General features: G+C 35.4%; 15 protein-coding genes. 9 read left to right on the top strand and 6 right to left on the bottom strand.

What is annotated here, in order from left to right:
* Positions 1-1,259: hypothetical protein (locus BKH43_RS08460; RefSeq protein ID WP_172402292.1), on the top strand; the 1,259-nt coding region annotated here is incomplete at its 5' end.
* A gap of 425 nt (positions 1,260-1,684) precedes the next feature.
* Here the strand turns inward: BKH43_RS08460 and BKH43_RS02240 are convergent.
* From BKH43_RS02240 to BKH43_RS02255, 4 genes are all read right to left on the bottom strand, one after another.
* Positions 1,685-4,153, bottom strand: coding sequence for a molybdopterin guanine dinucleotide-containing S/N-oxide reductase (locus BKH43_RS02240; protein WP_095228111.1), 2,469 nt, complete (start codon positions 4,151-4,153; stop codon positions 1,685-1,687).
* Positions 4,154-4,285: 132 nt separating this feature from the next.
* A complete protein-coding gene (locus BKH43_RS02245) occupies positions 4,286-4,882 on the bottom strand; it encodes a hypothetical protein (protein WP_095228113.1) in 597 nt (198 codons plus the stop codon).
* 316 nt (positions 4,883-5,198) lie between these two features.
* Positions 5,199-6,215, bottom strand: coding sequence for a protein-methionine-sulfoxide reductase catalytic subunit MsrP (msrP, locus tag BKH43_RS02250; protein WP_095228115.1), 1,017 nt, complete (start codon positions 6,213-6,215; stop codon positions 5,199-5,201).
* 208 nt (positions 6,216-6,423) lie between these two features.
* On the bottom strand, positions 6,424-8,055 hold the full coding sequence (locus tag BKH43_RS02255; RefSeq protein WP_172402293.1) for a hypothetical protein: 1,632 nt from the start codon (positions 8,053-8,055) through the stop codon (positions 6,424-6,426).
* A 110-nt stretch (positions 8,056-8,165) separates the two neighbouring features.
* On the opposite strand from BKH43_RS02255, the gene prfB reads away from it, so the two are divergent.
* The 8 genes from prfB to BKH43_RS02295 all read left to right on the top strand — a co-directional run bounded on the left by prfB (position 8,166) and on the right by BKH43_RS02295 (position 16,507).
* Positions 8,166-9,266 carry a peptide chain release factor 2 gene (gene prfB / locus BKH43_RS02260; protein ID WP_095228119.1) on the top strand — a complete coding sequence of 367 codons (1,101 nt, stop codon included), beginning with the start codon at positions 8,166-8,168 and terminating at the stop codon, positions 9,264-9,266.
* Between the two features lie 63 nt (positions 9,267-9,329).
* The gene (purF, locus tag BKH43_RS02265) at positions 9,330-10,763 is read left to right on the top strand and encodes an amidophosphoribosyltransferase (protein ID WP_253248024.1); all 1,434 of its coding nucleotides are present in this window, start codon (positions 9,330-9,332) and stop codon (positions 10,761-10,763) included.
* 65 nt (positions 10,764-10,828) lie between these two features.
* Positions 10,829-11,902: a dihydroorotate dehydrogenase (quinone) gene (gene pyrD / locus BKH43_RS02270; RefSeq protein WP_095228121.1), complete on the top strand. Its 1,074-nt coding sequence runs from the start codon at positions 10,829-10,831 to the stop codon at positions 11,900-11,902.
* A gap of 26 nt (positions 11,903-11,928) precedes the next feature.
* Complete coding sequence (locus tag BKH43_RS02275) at positions 11,929-13,269, top strand: pitrilysin family protein (protein ID WP_095228125.1); 1,341 nt, start codon at positions 11,929-11,931, stop codon at positions 13,267-13,269.
* The gene (dapA, locus tag BKH43_RS02280; RefSeq protein WP_095228127.1) at positions 13,266-14,150 is read left to right on the top strand and encodes a 4-hydroxy-tetrahydrodipicolinate synthase; all 885 of its coding nucleotides are present in this window, start codon (positions 13,266-13,268) and stop codon (positions 14,148-14,150) included. Before BKH43_RS02275 ends, dapA begins: the two co-directional genes overlap by 4 nt.
* The gene (locus tag BKH43_RS02285; RefSeq protein WP_095228129.1) at positions 14,147-14,944 is read left to right on the top strand and encodes an enoyl-ACP reductase; all 798 of its coding nucleotides are present in this window, start codon (positions 14,147-14,149) and stop codon (positions 14,942-14,944) included. The genes dapA and BKH43_RS02285 overlap by 4 nt, the downstream gene beginning before the upstream one ends.
* The gene (locus tag BKH43_RS02290) at positions 14,922-16,145 is read left to right on the top strand and encodes a hypothetical protein (RefSeq protein ID WP_095228132.1); all 1,224 of its coding nucleotides are present in this window, start codon (positions 14,922-14,924) and stop codon (positions 16,143-16,145) included. The genes BKH43_RS02285 and BKH43_RS02290 overlap by 23 nt, the downstream gene beginning before the upstream one ends.
* Before the next feature lie 83 nt (positions 16,146-16,228).
* Positions 16,229-16,507: a hypothetical protein gene (locus BKH43_RS02295; protein ID WP_095228134.1), complete on the top strand. Its 279-nt coding sequence runs from the start codon at positions 16,229-16,231 to the stop codon at positions 16,505-16,507.
* A 43-nt stretch (positions 16,508-16,550) separates the two neighbouring features.
* Here the strand turns inward: BKH43_RS02295 and tilS are convergent, their stop codons facing one another.
* The gene (gene tilS, locus BKH43_RS02300; protein WP_095228136.1) at positions 16,551-17,552 is read right to left on the bottom strand and encodes a tRNA lysidine(34) synthetase TilS; all 1,002 of its coding nucleotides are present in this window, start codon (positions 17,550-17,552) and stop codon (positions 16,551-16,553) included.
* Positions 17,546-18,931, bottom strand: a complete 1,386-nt coding sequence (locus BKH43_RS02305) for an MATE family efflux transporter (protein ID WP_095228138.1) — start codon at positions 18,929-18,931, stop codon at positions 17,546-17,548. The genes tilS and BKH43_RS02305 overlap by 7 nt, the downstream gene beginning before the upstream one ends.
* Between the last annotated feature and the right edge of the window lie 18 nt (positions 18,932-18,949).

Genomic DNA, 18,949 nt, shown 5'->3' on the forward strand with positions numbered 1-18,949 from the left:
CTATAAGTGCTACTACAGTAGGAAGTACAACTAGTACTAATACTACTTTAGATTCTAATAGCAGTTTAGAAGAGTTAAATGCCGCCCTTGTGAAAGCACAGGCTTTAGCAGATAAATATAATGAAGATTTAAAAACAGCAAAAGCTGACTACAATAATGCAGTTAGTGCATTTGGCACTGCAGCTAGCAATCTAAGTACTGCTGGGCAAAATGAAACTAAGGCTATCTTAGATATAAACTCTGCAAATGGTCAAGTAAATAATGCAAACTCAAATATTTCTCAATATAGCTCTCTTGTTGATTTAGATAATAAAGCTATAGCGAGTATAACAAGTCAGATAAACACTACTAATAGTGGAATAACTAGTAATCAAAACACAATTAAAAATACAGATTTAAACTCCTTGCAAAGCACTGCACAAGCAAAACAAGCAGCACTTGCTCAGGCTCAAAGTGCACTAGATGCAGAAACGCCTACTTATAATAGCAAGCTAGCAGCTGCATCTAAGTGGCAACAGCAAGCTGACTTCTATGGTAATAATGGAAGTGTTGGGAATGATCCAAATGATGCAGGCGCAATGATCGCTCAAAACTCAAATACTATAGCTAATAGAGATTTTGGTAATGAACAAACAATACACGCAAACTTACAAAATGCAGTTAAAGCAGCAAATCAAAATGTTCAAAATGCAGAATCTGCCCTCTCTGCAGCACAAGCACAAGTAGCAAAGGCACAAGCTGATATAACTAATCTAACACAAACTCTTAATACTCAACAAAATACTTTAAAAACTCAAAATTCAAATTTACAACAACATAACACTAGCTTAGCAACAGCTAAAAGTAACTTACAAGCAGCTAATGAAGCACTAGCTAAGGCAACTGCTGCTAAAGCTGCAGCCTTACAGCAACAAACAGACGCTACTAATGCTATGAATCAAGCCCAAAAGGATGAGACTGATGCAACCAATAGACAAAAGCTTGCTAATACTAATTTAGCCAATGCTAATAATTTGATCAACTATATACAAAGCTTAATCAATAACCGTAGGATAGTAGCTGCTAAGGAAGCACAAGACAGAGAAACAAGGCTTAAAAACACTCCTATCATCTTGCCTACTGCTAAGGTTGGTTTAATAGCATTTTTTGGAAAACATCAAGCCTTATCACTAGAGTATCAATACTACTTTAGAAATACAGTTCAAGGCATAGCAAGTAGTGATATCACACTTGATTATGCTTACTACTTTGGTAACTAAGAGATAGATATAAAATATTTGGGTTTGGGTGGGTGGGATAAAAGTTTTAAAAGAACTAAAAGTAGCCATTTGTATGTTAAGGCTTACTTTTAAACTCTTAAAACTCTTTGCTTTTTTTAAGATCGCCTGGCTAGTAACTCTTTAAGTCTTTATTAGTGACAAAGACTTTAAGGCTACTAGCCTTTTTTATTTATTAACAACTTATAAATTCTTAATAACACACCATCAAATATATACAAAACATGTAAGTGGTAATGAGATAAATAAGGTTATAGAGTTATGGCAAGATTAATATATAAGTGAGAAGTTATGATGTACAGCAAGGGTAAAAAGTTTAAGCCCTAGTTTCTAAGATAAGGGCTTAGGTAGAAAAAAGATACAGAATCTTTTTAAGATTCTGTATCTAAAGGCTTAAAATAAAGATGTTAGATTTTCATCTTTTTAGGTTGTTTAAACACATCTACTGGGCTAGCTTTGCCTTTGTATTTTTCAATATTTACTAGGGCGGTGTTAGCACAGTTTGCATTAGCTAGTTTTGAAGTTGGTATATCAAGAGTTAGGATGTTTGGACAGCCATTTTTGCAAAGTGAGCCAATTTTCCCCGGTTTTACTGGGTCATACCAAACACCTTCACTTAGTCTAACTACTTTTCTAGAGATATCTTTAGTTACATAAGCACCTGCTAGTACTTCACCTCTTGCGTTAAATACTCTTACTAAGTCACCGTTTTTGATACCTTTTTCTTTAGCATCTTCTTCATTTATCCATATAGGTTCGCGTCCTGCTATAGCATAAACATCTCTTAACTTAGTTTGAGATAGCTGAGAGTGAAGTCTATAGCCACTGTGAGGACTTACCATGTGAAACTCTGCAGGTTTGTTTTTCATACCTAGCCACTCAGCTGGCTCAAACCATGAAGGATAAGGGCGGCAGTCATCGTATTTAAAGCTAGCGATTTTTTCAGAGTAGATTTCTATCTTACCACTTGGTGTTCCTAGTGGATTTAAGATAGGATCTTCTATAAAGTTAGCGTACCTTACAAACTCTTCGCCTTCTTGAGATTCTTCAAACTGTACAGGCTTATTTTTCTCCCAAAACTCTTTAAACTCTGGCATAGGGATGTGTTGAGCCTTAGCTTGTTTTAAAGCGCCATTGTAAAACTCTTCTATCCAACCAAACTCATCTTTGCCATTACCAGTGAACTCATCATAAACGCCAAACTCTTTAGCTAGTGAGCTAAATACATCATAGTCATCTACGCTTTCAAACTGTCTTTTTACAAGGGCTTTCATAGGAGTTATCATGATATTTGAAAAGTCCCCTACCATAGAGATGTCATTTCTTTCATACTCTGTAGTAACTGGCATAACTATATCTGCATATCTTGCAGTTGGGGTCCAGTAGGCTTCATTAACAACTACAGTATGAGGCTTTCTCCAAGCTTTCAAGTTGTTGTTAGTGTTTTGGTGATGAACTATAGGATTCCCCCCTACCCAGTAAATCATATCTATATCTGGATAAGTTACTTTGTGACCATTAGCATCAATAGTCTTGCCCGGGTTTAAAAGAGCATCGGCAATACGCGCTACTGGGAAGGCTACTTTTGCTGAGTGGCCTGCTGTATTCATACCGCCAATAACTGCTGACTTTCTAGTAGGAACACCAGAGTTTGCATAGTGGTAAGCTAGACCAAAGCCTCCACCTGGAAGACCGATTTGCCCTATCATAGAAGCTAGAGTTACCAGCATCCAGTGAGGTTGCTCACCGTGATGTGCTCTCTGCATAGACCAACCACTCATAAGCATAGTTCTATTTTCATAGAAAGTTTTAGCTAGATCTTTTATAACATCTACTTTTATACCTGAGATCTTAGATGCCCAAGCAGCATCTTTTACTACGCCATCAGTTTTACCTAACATGTAAGGTAAAAACTTATCAAAGCCTTCAGTATAGTTAGCTATAAAGTCTTTGTTGTACTTACCTGTTGTATACATAGTGTGCATGATACCAAGCATCAAAGGAACATCTGAGTGAGGAACTGGTGCTATCCACTCTGCATCTAGCAGCTTACAAGTTTCATTTCTAACTGGGTCTATGAAGATTATCTTTTTACCACTATTTTTAAGTTGTGCTAAGAAGTCTGCACCTAAGCCATCACTTACTGCAAAAGAGATTCTAAGAGTTAAAAGCGGGTTAGATCCCCATATAACTACTACTTTAGAATCACTTAAAACTAAAGGCCATACAGTTTGTTGCTCATAAACTTCTATGCTTCCTACAACATAAGGCATGATAACTTGAGATGCTCCAGTTGAGTAGTCTCCTGTTATACCGGAAAAACCACCAGTCATCCCTAGGAATCTTTGAAGTAAAGCCCTGCAACTATGGACGTTACCACTGCTTTTCCAGCCATAACTTCCAGCAAAGATCCCTTCACTTCCTTTTTCTTTTCTAGTGCGTCTTATAGCATCAGCTATTAGCTTGATAGCTTTGTCATAGCTTACTCTAACCCACTCATCTCCGCCTCTAAGCTCAGGCTTTGGTGAGAGAGGATTTTCAAGATAAGATTTTCTTACCATAGGGTATCTAACTCTTGATTCTGTATAAACCATGTCTCCTATGTATTTTTGCATAGGGTTTTCCATCTTTCTTTCAACGCCAGATTCAGACTTAACTATCTTTCCGTCTTTAATGGTAACTTTTAACACGCCCCAGTGAGCACCTGTTATAACTTCACCATTTTGGACTAGCTCGCTAGTGAACTTTTTGCCTGCTACATTTGCCATCTTTTCTTTAGCACTTAAAGTGCCTCCAAAAAGACCTTGAGCCATAGGCACCATGGCAAATAATGCGCTTGCTTTTAAGACCGTACGTCTGCTGATTTTTTCTGTCATTGTTTCTCCTGTTGTTGAATTTAATAGATGTTGTGAATGCTTAAGGCTATCTTTCTTAAAAGATAGAGCCTTAAGATTGAAAACTTGCTTTATGTATGTCTTTTGATTGTAGTTTTGCTTTATGCGCTTAACTTATTTTGTGTTAGTTCCTGGCATATCGCTAGCATTTTTTTGAAGGTATTGAACTAAAAGGTATTTGTCTTCTTTTGGGATACCAGTTCTTGGGAACATAGAATCTACAACACCTGGCCATTGATTAGCATTAAACTCTTTTGTAGCGTGTAAGCCGTGGCAAATTGAGCAGTTTTCACCATAAAGTGCTTTTGCTTTAGAGTATAAAGACTGAACATCTTTAGAGAAGTTGCCACTATCAGTGTAAAGTTGAACTTCTACTTTATACCATTTTTTACCGCTTTCTTTATCATTAATCTCTTTTACTTTTTTAACTTGGATATTTGCACTTTTTGCAAGACCAGCAACTAAGATTCTTCTATTGATTGCATAATAGATAGCATTATCTACACCCTCTTGAGAGTAACCTTCTATCTGTATAAGGTCTTTTTTACCTTCTTGCTTTATCATCTTAACTGCTGAAGTTGGGAGTAATCTACCAACTACTTTGTCGCTTCCTTTTTGATAAAGAGACTTAACTGTTGTAGGATACATAACATTATCCGCCGCAAACATCAGGCCTACTAAAGCTAAAAACACTAGGACTATTTTCTTCATTCCATCATTCCTTAAATTAAAGATATGCGTTAATTATAATGGCTTTTAGCTATAAAAGTATTCTAATAGTTAATTTTTCTACACAATTTTTAATTTTTATTCAAATTCAGTTAAATATTTTTTACCAATAAAAACATTTTTTATCTACATACGTATCGTAATAGGCAAAAACCACTCTTTTGGTAAAAAATTTAGGTAAACATATAACTTACCTAAATTGGCAAAAATGTATATGATTAGCTTTCTAGGGTTTGATAAAAACCCTAGTATCTAGGATAACTTAGTGGGAGAAGAAAAAAAATATTAAAAGAAAAAGCTAAAAGTTTTTAGTTAAATCCATGCCTTTATACATCATGGCAACTTCTTCACCATAACCATTAAACATCTTAGTAGGTATGCGCTCATTAAAGAAGCTATCACCTATATAATTTTCAGTAGCTTGAGACCATCTAGGATGTGGCACATTTGGATTAACATTAGCATAGAATCCATACTCATCACTAGCTAAACTAACCCACATAGTACTAGGAAGTTTATCTACAAAAGAGATTCTAACTATGCTTTTTATAGACTTAAAGCCATACTTCCAAGGCACTATCAATCTTAATGGAGCACCATTTTGAGGCAAGAGAGCTTTACCATAAAGTCCTATAGCCATTAAAGTTAAGTCATTATAAGCTTCATCTAGTCTTAAGCCTTCAGTATAAGGAAACTTTATCCCACCAGCTATACCTGGGGACTTTACAGCTGGCATATCAGGGTCTACTATAGTTTCAAAGTGAACATACTTTGCACTACTTAAAGGCTTAACTACAGCTAGCAAGTCTTTAAGTCTAAAACCCATATAAGGCAGGTTCATACTCCATGCTTCAACACATCTAAAGTGATAGTTTCTTTCAACTAAAGGCATCTTAGCAACTATGGTTTCTAGGCTAAGTTTTACTGGCTTTTCTACTAAGCCATCTATAACAACACTCCAAGGATCAAGTTTAGCTTTACTAAAAACTTCTTTAGCAGCAGCACTTGAAGAAGGATCTTCTTTTTGCACTCCAAACTCATAGTAGTTATTATAAGTTTCAGCCTTTCTTTCAGGGGTTAAGGAAGGTGGAGTTAGTGCTGAGACTGGGAAGTGTGGGTCTTTTGAATATATAAACTTTCTTTTTATAAAGTCGCTTTTTTCAGCAGTAGATGCTGCATATAAGGAGCTAGTTAGTGGTACTAGCAAACCACCAACTGCTAAGGCTTTCATTATGCTTTCTCGTCTCTCATAGTTTTCTATACTTGTTAGATCGCTATCTTTAATATCATAGCTTTTTGGTCTTTTTATCAACATAACTTATCCTTTCCCTATAAATGTGAAATGCAGTCATTCTAAAGCAAAAGTAACTATGATGGTAAATAAAATATAAAAAGTAAAATTAATCTTGTATATACCTAAACTTTAATAGAATCTAGTGTTATAAAATGTAAACATAAATCATAAAAGTTAACTTTTACTTTATTAAATACTTTTTACATAAGCAAAAGCACCTAGCCTATGCTCATATATCTTTAAAACTTATGAAACTTATAGCATAAGGAAGTATAGAGATTCTGCCTGCTTTTAAAGGGCTGCCTTTTAGCTCTAGAAGCTTGTCATCTTTAAGTCCTAAAGGCACACCATTAAGGCTAACTTGACCATTTTGCATAGTTTTATAAGGGTCATTTGAGTGATAAGGACTAGGGGCTAGGACATAAATCTCACCAGCTTTTTTAAAATCAAAAGTATGAATCCTTTCAGTTGGGTTTATAATCATCATCACCCTGCCTTGTGTAGTGCCTTTAAGACTATGAGCATAGATTCTAAGGCTAGGCTCTTTTATATCTACTTCATAAACTTTTTCTCCCATAAGCTTTTGCCAAAGAAGGGCAGCATAGTAGTTTGGACGTGGCTCATAAGTCTCATAGTCAAGCAGTCCATACTCACTAGCACACAAAGTATTATGCATAACTACCTTTACTCCAGCCTTTGCTAGGCTTCCTAGTTGATTTAAGAATCTAAAAGTATCATAAAAAGTACTAGCCCATGGATTCCCACCACAAGCACTATCAGCTGTCTCTGTGACCCAAAGAGGGGCTTTTGGCATAAACTCATCCCTAAGCTTGCTATAAAATCTAGCCACATGCTCACTCTTATCTAGCCAAGTAAAACTTAAGGCGTCTTTTAAAGACGTGCCTCCTTCTTTACCCTCTCCTACACAACGCATCGAAGCTGCACCATAGTAGTGATAAGAAAAAGCATCAAACTTAGGATTTGGCTTAGCACTTAATAAATCTTTGCTACTAAGCTCACTCATATTAGCAGGAAGTGCGCCACCCTCACCCACACAGCCTGGCCCTAAAGTTATCATCCTAGGAAGATTAGCTTTAACAAACTTAGTAAATACTGCTATATCATTAGCAAAAGATTGTGCATTATAGCCCTTAGGAGCGCCACTTACGCTTAATAAATTAGGCTCGTTAAAAAACTCAGCTGCTGCTATCTTACCACCTAGCTTTTTAGTGTAGTTTGCTATCTTGATAGCTTCTTTAGGCGTCCAGATTCCATCTTTATCCCTAGTACCAGAGCTTATAGCAAAAGAAGTAACTAGCTTAGAGTTAGTTGCTTTAATAAAGTCTATAACTCCTTTCCACTCCTTTCTTGTTAGAACGTTTTCAAAACCTTTTGGAGGGCTTTTTAGTTTAGGTTTATCATCATCTTGAAAATAGATTGTATTAGCCCAGGTTCCACTAACTCTTACGTAAGTTTTCCCTAGGCTACTAGCTAGCATGCGCAACTTTTCATTTTGCAAATCTAGGGGCTTTAAGGCCTTATAAAGATTAGAGTTATCATGACTTAAGTTTGTGCTTGTGATCTTAGAATCTAGATCTTTATAAGGTGCCCAAAACTTCCCGCCAACTATCTCTACCATCTCTATGTTATAAGAAAGATATCTTTTATCCACACTTGTTAGATACTTAAAAGTTGCAGGATCTATGCTAAAAGCTTTTTTAGAATCCCAACCCTTAAAACTTTCTTCTAAAGTATTATCACTAGCTAAAAGAGAGCTTCCTAAAAAAGTCTTTGCTAAAGGGGCAAAGGCTAGCAGGGTAGAAGCCTTTAAAACACCTCGTCTATTAATCTTTTCTTTCATGCTTACTCCTTTTAAAAGACATAATTTATAAAGCCCATTGTAAAAACACATTCACTAACTTTAGTAAAATAAGCCAAAACTTACAAGGCAACTTTAAAGGATGTAAAAAAATGGATTCTTATGAATACGGCGAGCTTTTAAAAGGGTTAAGCACTAAATGTGCAAATATAGAAAAGATAGTAAACCCAACAAACCTAAAAAAAAGACTAGAGGAAATAGAATCTAGATCAAGCAAGGAAGACTTTTGGGAAGATGCTACCCTTGCTTCAAAACTTTTAAAAGAAAAACAAAGACTAAGTCTTTTGCTAAATGCTTATAATCTTGCTACTACTAATTTACAAGATGCAAGTGAGCTTTATGAGTTATCCTTAAGCAGTGAAGATAATGATACTTTAGAGCTTTTATATATAGATAGTGAGAATCTTACTAACACCATAAAAGACTTAGAGATAAAAGTTATGCTTAGTGATGAACTAGATTCTATGAATGCCATCTTTACCATACAGCCTGGAGCTGGCGGGACTGAAAGCATGGACTGGTGTTTGATGCTTTATAGGATGTATGTAAGATGGGCGCAGCGTCGTGGATTTAAGCTAGAGCTTTTAGACTATCAAGAAGGCGAAGAAGCCGGTCTTAAAGGAGCAAGTTTTATCATAAGAGGGGAGAACGCTTATGGCTATGCCAAAGTAGAATCTGGCGTGCATAGACTAGTTAGGATATCTCCTTTTGATTCTAATGCTAAGCGTCACACTTCCTTTGCAAGTGTGCAAGTAAGCCCTGAGCTAGATGATAATATAGATATAGAGATCTTAGATAAAGATATAAGGATAGATACTTATAGGGCAAGTGGTGCAGGTGGTCAGCATGTTAATAAAACTGAGTCTGCTATAAGGATAACCCACCTTAAAACTGGCATAGTAGTGCAGTGTCAAAATGACAGATCTCAGCACAAAAACAAAGCCACTGCCTTAAAAATGCTAACTTCAAAACTCTACGCACTAGAAAAGCAAAAAAACGTTGATAGAGCTAATAGTAATGATAAAAGCGAGATGGGCTTTGGCTATCAAATAAGAAGCTATGTCTTAGCACCCTATCAGCAAGTAAAAGATGTAAGAAGCAATCTTGCTTACTCTAACACCCAGGCCATACTTGATGGAGAAATAGATTCTATAATCGAAGGCGTTTTAGTAAGTCTTAATCAAGCCAAATAATAGTAAGTAAAGTAAATCATGTTAGAATTAAGCGCCTAAAACTCCACTTAAAAAGACCTTATAATGAGAGATAATTTAAACGATATGGACACTTTGAAAGAAAAGTGTGCCGTAACTGGGATCTATAACTCAAACCATGCTGCTAACCTTGCTTACTACACACTTTTTGCCATGCAACATAGAGGTCAAGAAGCAAGTGGTATAAGTGTAAGTAACGGTCATGATATAGCAACTTTTAAAGATAGCGGTTTAGTGACTGAAGTTTTTAAAAAAGATACCTTAAAAGCCCTAACTGGTTTTAGTGCCATAGGACATAATCGCTACTCAACAGCAGGAGATAACTCTCTTGCAGATTCCCAACCTCTTTTTGCAAGATATAACTTAGGTGAGTTTTCCATAGCCCATAATGGCAATATAACTAATGCCTTAGAACTTAGAGAGATGCTAACTCGTGAGGGCGCTATCTTTCAAAGTCAGCTAGATACTGAAGTCATACTCCACCTTATAGCAAGAAGCAAGCAAGATAACCTAACAGCTAGAATCATGGAAGCTATAAAGATGCTTAAAGGTGCATTTGCTTTAGTGTTTATAAGTCGCTCTAAAATGTTTGCTTTGCGAGATAGATTTGGTCTTAGGCCACTTTCACTAGCCCAGCTTGATAATGAAGATGGGACAAAAGGCTACGTAGTAGCTAGTGAGACTTGTGCTTTTGATCTAATAAATGCAAAGTTTATAAGAGATGTAAAACCTGGAGAGCTTTTAATCTTTGAAAGAAATAAGATGGAAGCAATACACGAGGCTAGATTTGTAAGTACTATGTTTGATGAAAGCACTCCAAGTAAGCCTTGCATCTTTGAATATGTCTACTTTTCAAGACCTGATAGTTTAGTGTTTGGAAGAAGCGTTTATGAGGTACGAAAGGCTTTAGGAAGAGAGCTTGCAAGAGAGCATAAGATAGAGGCTGATATGGTAGTGCCTGTGCCAGATAGCGGTATAGCAGCTGCCCTAGGCTATAGTATAGAATCTAAGATTCCTTTTGAGTTAGGTTTGATTAGAAACCACTATGTAGGCAGGACTTTTATAGAGCCAACTCAGTCCTTGCGTGAACTTAAAGTAAGACTAAAACTAAACCCTATAAAAGAAATCATAAAAGATAAAAAAGTGATAGTTATAGATGACTCTTTAGTTCGTGGGACTACTTCAAAAGCTATAGTTAGACTTTTAAGAAATGCTGGAGCTAAAGAAGTACATCTTTTAATAGCTGCTCCTCAAACTATAAGTCCATGCTACTACGGCGTAGATACGCCTAATAAAGAAGAACTAATCTGTGCTAATAAAAGCTTAGAAGAAGTAAAAGAATACCTTCACGCTGATAGCCTAGGCTTTTTAAGCTTAGAGGGTATGGAAGAAGCACTTAGCGGTATTAAAGAAGCTAAACCTAGTGAGTGCAAGAGTGAGTTTTGCAAAGCCTGCTTTGATGGAATCTATATAGAGTAAAAGATTACTATAATGATACTTACTATGATAGAATCTAAGGGTAAGAAAATTAAACAAGGCTATATGTGAGTTTTTATAAAAAGATCAGACCATATATATTTAAACTAGACCCAGAACGCGCTCACACATTAGTGGAAAAAACGCTAGCTGGTGTTAGCTACGCTCCCTTGATAGAAAATATGCTCGCTTCAAGTTTTTGTAAGTACCATGCTAATCTTGATAATGAAATACTAGGTATGAGATTTTATAATCCCATAGGACTAGCACCAGGCTTTGATAAAAACGCTACCATGGTTAGAGGTCTAGCAGCGCTAGGATTTTCTCACCTAGAGCTTGGAACCATCACTCATAACCCACAAGATGGAAACCCAAAACCTAGACTTTTTAGACATGTAGAATCTAACTCCTTACAAAATGCCATGGGTTTTAATAACATAGGCACAAGAGCAGTTATAAGAAACTTACAAAAAGTATATCCCTTTTGTATACCACTAGGCATAAACTTAGGAAAGAACAAAAACATAGCCCTTGCAGATGCGCTAACTGCTTATGAGCTAGCACTAAAAGCTACAAAAGACTATGGAGACTACTTTATTTTTAATGTCTCTTCACCTAATACTGTAGGCTTAAGAAACTTACAAGATGTAAATTTTGTAAATGAGCTTTTTGATATGGCAAAAAGTATCACTACTAAGCCAACTTTTTTAAAAATAGCTCCTGATATGGACTTAGATTCCATGCTTGAAGTTTGCAAAAGTGCTTTAAATGCCTCAGCAAGCGGACTAATAGCTACTAATACAACTATAGACTACTCACTAGTTTCTAGTCCAAAACTAAAAGATGGAGAGCCTTTTGGGGGCCTAAGTGGCAAGATTTTAAAAACTAAAAGTAATGAAGTTTTAAAAGAGTTAGGCAAAGCCTTTTTTAAAGAAGGTATCATAGTCTCAGTAGGTGGGATAAGCACTGCTAGTGATATTTTAGAAAGACTTAAAAATGGCGCATCATTAGTTCAGATTCTAACTAGTATAATATATGAAGGTCCTGGAGTGATGAAAAGACTAAATGGTGAGCTTTCTAAGCTTTTAAGCGAAGAAGGCTTTTCTAATATAAAAGATGTTATTGGGATTAATGTAAGATGAGATTTGTAATTATGATAGGAGTTTTAATGAGTGCTCTAAGTGCGGCAGTAAGCCTACCTTACCAGGTAGAAACACTACAATCAAATGGACTAAATATAGTCGTAGTGCCTTTAAGAAATGGCTCTAATGTCATAGAAACTGATGTTATCTATAATGTGGGCTCAGGTGATGAGACTATGGGTAAAAGTGGTATAGCCCACATGATAGAGCATATGAACTTTAAGTCTAGCAAGCATCTAAAAGCTGGTGAGTTTGACTCTATAGTAAAACGTATGGGTGGGGTTGATAACGCCTCTACTGGTTTTGACTACACACGCTACTTTATAAAGTCAACTTCTAGTAACCTAGATACTTCTTTAAAGCTTTTTGCTGAACTAATGGGCAATCTTACTTTAAAAGATTCTGAGTTTCAAACTGAAAGAAAAGTAGTAGAGCAAGAAAGACTTTGGAGAACTGAAGATTCACCTATTGGCTATCTTTACTTTAGATTTTTTAATACAGCCTTTGTTTATAGTCCCTACCACTGGACACCTATAGGATTTCATAGCGATATACTTAACTGGAATATAAAAGATCTAAAACACTTCCATAGCATCTACTATCAACCAAAAAACGCAACTGTTTTAATAGTAGGCGATATAGATCCAAAAGTTGCTTTTGCAAAAACTAAAGAGTATTTTGGGAAAATACCTAATAAAAAAGAGATTCCAGCTTTCTATGAAAACGAACCAGATAGTGATGGAGAAAGGATAGTTAATATCCACAGATACACAGGCGGCTTAGAGTATCTCGCACTTGGTTATAGGACTTCTAAGATAAGTGATAAAAGAAGTGCAGAAGAAAAGTATAAAGATAAGGTTGTCTTAGATGTACTAGGCTATATACTAGGTGGGACTAACTCATCTTTGCTAGATGAAAAGTTAAGCGATGAGTTAAAACTAACTAGTGATATAAGTAGCTTTAATATGAAGTTAAAGCATGGCGGTGTCTTTTTTATAATAGCTACTATGAACAAAGATAAAAAAGCAGATGAAGCAAAAGATGAAATCTTAAAAGTCATACAAAACATAAAAGAAGGTAAGATCACTGAAGCTGACTTAGAAAAAGCTAGGGCTGCTATTAATGCAAACTTTGCATATAGCTTTGAAAGTAGTAGTAAACTAGCTGGTATATTTGCAAGTTTTATAGGTGGTGGCAATAGTAAAGATGTAGATAGCTCTTTAAAACATCTTAAAAACTATATAAAAGACGTAAACTCTGTGAGTTTAAAAGACTTGCAAAGAGTAGCAAACTACTACTTTGTAAGTAATAATCTAACAACACTCACTATGAGTCCAAACTCTACCCAAAACAAGGAAGATGAATGATAACTGGCGCTATGAGTGCTCTTGTCACACCACTGAAAAACGACAAGATAGACACGCAAACTTATGAAAAACTAATCATAAGACAGATGAGATATGGTATGGATGCTTGCGTGCCAGTTGGAACAACTGGAGAAAGTGCTACTTTAAGCCATAAAGAACACATGGAGTGTATAGAGATAGCAGTTGCAACTTGTAAGGCATATAATAAAGCACATGGAACTAACGTAAAAGTGCTAGCTGGTGCTGGGAGTAATAGCACTAAAGAAGCTATAGACCTAGCTAAGTTTGCACAAAAGTGTGGTGCAGATGGAATCTTATGTGTTACTCCCTACTATAATAAACCAACTCAAGAAGGCTTATATCTCCACTATAAAGCTATAGCTGAAAGTATAGAACTCCCTCTACTACTTTATAACGTTCCCGGGAGAACAGGGGTTAATATAGAAGTAGATACTGTAGTAAGACTTTCAAAAGTTAAAAACATCTTTGGTATAAAAGAAGCTGGTGGCTCTATAGAAAAAGTCATGATTATGAGGATAAAGATGCCAGAATTTATAATCATGAGTGGAGATGATATGTTAAATCTTCCCATACTACTTCAAGGTGGTCAAGGTGTTATCTCAGTTACTGGAAACTTGCTTCCTAAAGAGATATCAGACCTAACTAAGCTAGATTTGAAGCAGGCTTCAGCTATAAATAATAAGCTTTATGATATAAATAAAGCTTTATTTTATGAAAGTAATCCAATTCCTATAAAAGCAGCTATGCATTTAAGTGGATTAATGCCTACCCTAGAGTACCGACTTCCACTGTGCAATCCTAGTGTTGAATGCTTAAGGGTACTAGAACAAACTTTAAAAGAATATGAGGTACAACTATGACAGAAGACGGCACTAAGAACTATATGAGAGGGAAAACATTAGTTATCAGTGGGGCTACTCGCGGGATCGGCAAGGCTATACTTTACAAGTTCGCTGAAAATGGCGTTAATGTAGCCTTCACCTACAACAAACATGAAGAAGAGGCAAAAAAGATAGCTAGTGAATTAGAATCTAAATACAAAATAAAAGCGAGATTCTATCCACTAAATGTTTTAGAACCTGAGCAGTACATAAAGCTTTTTGAAGAGATAGATAAAGACTTTGATAGAGTAGACTTTTTTATCTCTAATGCAATCATTTATGGAAAAAGTGTAGCAGGCGGCTTTGCACCTTTTATGCGTTTAAAGCCAAAAGGACTTAACAACATCTATACAGCTACAGTTTTAGCCTTTGTAGTAGGTGCCCAAGAAGCAACAAAACGTATGAAACTTGTAGGTGGTGGCTCTATAGTTACTCTTAGTTCAACTGGGAATTTAGTCTATATGCCAAACTATGCAGGTCATGGTAACTCAAAAAATGCGGTTGAAACTATGGTTAAATACGCTGCAACTGAGTTAGGTGAGCTTGGTATAAGAGTAAATGCAGTTAGTGGTGGACCTATAGATACAGATGCCCTAAGAGCTTTCCCAGACTATGAAGTTATAAAAGAAAAAGTGGAAGAACAAAGCCCGCTAAATCGCATGGGTACACCTGAAGACTTAGCAGGAGCAGCATTTTTCTTATGTGATAAAACTCAGTCTGGCTGGATGACTGGACAAACTATAGTTGTTGATGGCGGCACAACTTTTAAATAAGGTCTACGCCTTACAAAATGCATTTTTAGACTGTTATGCATTTTTATTTCGCTTTAAGTTCTACAACTTTTACAAAGACGTTAAAGAAAGCATTGACGATGAGTTGTTAGTAGAACTACCTATACACCCTCCTTTAAACAAGCAAAAAGACTTAAAAGCACCACTTGATAGTCTTAAGCCCATCCCTACTTATAATGATCTTTTTGTATTTACTAAAGATAAGCAACCCTTTAACAAAACAACTAGAAGTTTTTTAATACTTTGTAATATTCTTGCGAATAAACTTTTTTCTAAATCTTTTACCAAACACATAGCCTTTATAAGAATAAATGACTTAAAGATATTAAAAGCACAAGTAAGCAAAAAAGACTTAAACTGTGAGTATAAAGGTAACTTTAAAAGCTTAGCACTTTATAAGGCTTATGAAGTTGATAAAGACTTTGCTTATGAACACTTAGATATAAAAATATTTGACAAGATAGGTGAAAACTATATCTGCCATCTTAACTACACCTTACCTGGCCACATACAAAATTTACAAGATAGCTATAAAGATAAGATGTATTTTATAAACCCTATCTTTATGTTTTCTCATCTTGGAAGCTTGCATACTGCCTTTAATAACTGCTCTATAATCATACAAGACAGTCTTCAGTTCTTAGTGCTTGGCTACACGCAAGGCTGTCTTAGCTTTGCAGACACTGCTAAAAGAGAAAAGACTATCAAACAAAACGACCTAGCCTACTTGCTAACAAAGATACAAAGACACTACCCCCAAACTTACTACTTTGATCTAATAGATGTCCCTGGAATCTTAAAAGCCTTTAGATCAGTTGAAGAATTACTTAACTTAGAAAAAGAAGACGTCTTAAAACTACTTAGCTTTTATCAAGCAAGAAATGGCTATGGCTACTATAGATTCCAAAAGCCTTTTATCACAAGACATAAAAACTTTAATATAAAAACTGCTTTAAAAAGTCTTATAGCAGCAAGTGTAGTACTTTTTGCCCTCCCCTTTATAGAGTTAGCTACAAGCAAACCTAAAGTAGCAAGTCTTATCTCTCAAGAAGAGATAGATACTAAATATAAAAAGCTTTTAAAAGCTAGCTTTGATAAAAACTATAAGCCAGTATATATGCAAGCTTATGAAAAAATGAAGACAGAAAAAACCCAATCTATAAATATAGATAATAAGTTTTAATCTACACTAGCTTTTAAAAAGCAAAACTTTTATACAATCTGATATTATTCACAAGCTAAAAATATATCCAAAGGAAAAAGACTATGGAACAAGATGACAAACAAACTAAGCTCTATCAAGAGCTACTAAGTCAAAATGACGATTTGCAAGATGAGATAAGAGATCTAGAAGCACAAATCTTTGATCTATTACAAGTTAGCCTTCACTTTGCTGGTGTAAAAAAAGACTACATGCAAGAAGCTTTAGAGGGATATATGGAGCTTTTAGGCGAGGAAAAAGATGATGCAGAGTACTCAGTCCATGAGATAATAGCCCTTATAAAAAAGATGAAAGCAAAAAGCCCTCACTTTTTTAATAAGTAATAACTTAAGCCTAAACATACTTAAAAAAGATTCCAAAAAGTGCTTATGCGCCATAAAGAAAGAAAACTATAGGTCTTATCTTAGCTGGTAGGCCTTCCCTCCTGCACTTATCTTTAAACGCCTTAGGCAAGATAACTTTAGTATCTAAACTCTTAGCAAGATAGATAAAGTGAGTATTTGAAGCTACTATAAAGTGATTAGCCAAGATGATATCTTTTTTAGATTCTAGTGCCTCTTTTAAAAGCCTTCTTTGAGCAGAACTCATCTGATAGCCAAAAGCCTTTAAAAGACTATCAAGCAAAACTACATTTACATGTAAGCTACTAGACTTAAAGTAGCTTAGCCCCCTATCCTTACATACTAAGGGCTTAGGATAAAGTAGTTTAGATTCCATACCCAAAAGATTAAGACTTTGTTTTATCTGATCTTTTGCTAGATTTAAAAAAGGCGTAGCAAAGTTATGTCTATAAAAGTTACGTAAATATTCATCTTTAAGGTTGCTTTCATCTAGAAAATGCTTAATATCTTGAGCGCTTAAAAACTCGCTTATCTCATCTTTACTAGTATCTAATAAAGGTCTTGCTATATAAATTAACTTAGCCTTATCTTTACTTTCTATCTCCCTAGATTCATAAGCACTAAAACCACTTAAGCCCTTCAAACCTAAGGCACGACTTAGTCCCATAAAAAGCCACTCTAATCTGTCATTTAACTGGTGGGCTAAGATTAGATTTAAATAGCCTTGCTTAAACATAAGAGAGTAAAAAAACTCATATCTAATCTTTCTAGCATTAGCTTCAAAGTTAGATTCTATGCTTTTAGCCTTATACACAAAGCATTTTTTTTTATAAGTCTTAGCCAAGCTTTGTGCATAGGCTACTTCAAGTTTAGAAGCTTCCCTAAGACCATAATCAACTATGGCTATATCAAAGTCTATGTCTTCATTTAAAAGCAAAAAAAACAAGGCACTAGAATCTAGCCCGCCAGAAAAAGCTAAAAGATTTTTAGCTCCCCTAAGCTTACTAACAACACTTTGTTCTAGCACTTTTTATCCTCTAGCAAGCTTATTTTTTTAACCTTGCCTTTTAGTAAAACACCTCTTTTAAACTCATAAACCAAAACACCAACTGTCACTATCAAACTTAGAATCTGTGCTATAACATTGCTATACCAGATTCCATAAAGGCCAAAAAACTTAGCAAAAATAGGGATGATGATGGCTGCAAAAACTAGCGTATAAGAAAAAGTGACTACTATAGAGCTATAAACCCTCTGAGTTGCTTGAAGGAAGACTGCTATGAAAAGATTAAAAGCTAGGAATATGTAGCCTATAAAGTAGATATGCATAGCGTGCAAACCTTCACTTCTTAAAGCATCATCTTGCAAGAAAAGCCTTACTAAAAGAGGGCTAAAAAGAAAAACTACTATATAGATAAAGATAGATATACTAATGGCAGCTTTTATACCAAAGATAAGTATCTTTCTTAGTCTTATAAACTCTCTAGCCCCGTAATTAAAGCTAATGATAGGCTGCAAGCCTTGAGAGATAGCAAAAACTAGCGTAAAGTAGATAAAGCCAGTATATAAAGTAGCCCCATAAAGTGCTACGCCTATACTACCTGCAACTATGAGTAAGAAGTAGTTATAAAGCCACATAGTAAAGCTAGCACTAAACTCGCTAATAGCTTGTGGAAAGCCGTATTTCAATGCCCTTAAAACCATACGGAATCTAAAAGCTTTGATAAAGTAAACTTCCCCTCTCCTTAAGATAAAGTGGCTTAATAAAATAGCACTGCCTATAAGATGTCCTATGATAGTAGCGTAAGCTGAGCCTACTATACCTGTGTTTAGGATGTATAAAAAGTAGTAGTTCAAAATGATATTAAAAACTGCACCAGTTATCATGGCAATCATACCAAGCCGTGGCCGCTTGTCATTTATAACGCTAATATCAAGCATAGGATGAAGCATCAAAGCAAAGAGGCCTAAAAAGATGACTTTTAAGTACTCAACACTTAGATGAAAGGTTATAGAATCTAAGTTTGGAGCTAAGACAGCAACTATCTTACCAGTTAAAAGATAGCAAACACCTCCAACTATTAAAGATAAAACAAAAAGAAAATAAAAGTTAGTGTTAAATATCATGCGTGATATCTGAGGCTTTTTCTTGCCTAGAAAAAAGCTAGTTAAGGCTGAAGTCCCAAAGGCAAACATTATAGATATGCCTATGATTAAAGGGAAAAAAGGCCACGCAACACCTATAGCTGCTATGCCTTTATCACCTAGCCTATGGCTTACAAAGTAGCCATCAAAAACTGAGTAGCTAGACATTGCTAGCATGGTAAAGGTTATAGGTACAAAGTAGTGTAAAAAAAGCTTAAATATGGAATCTTTTGTTAAGTTTGGTTGCTTTAAAGAGCGCATATTTAAGTTTTAGTACCT

The organism is Helicobacter sp. 13S00401-1 (assembly GCF_002272925.1).
Taxonomy (GTDB): Bacteria; Campylobacterota; Campylobacteria; order Campylobacterales; family Helicobacteraceae; genus Helicobacter_I.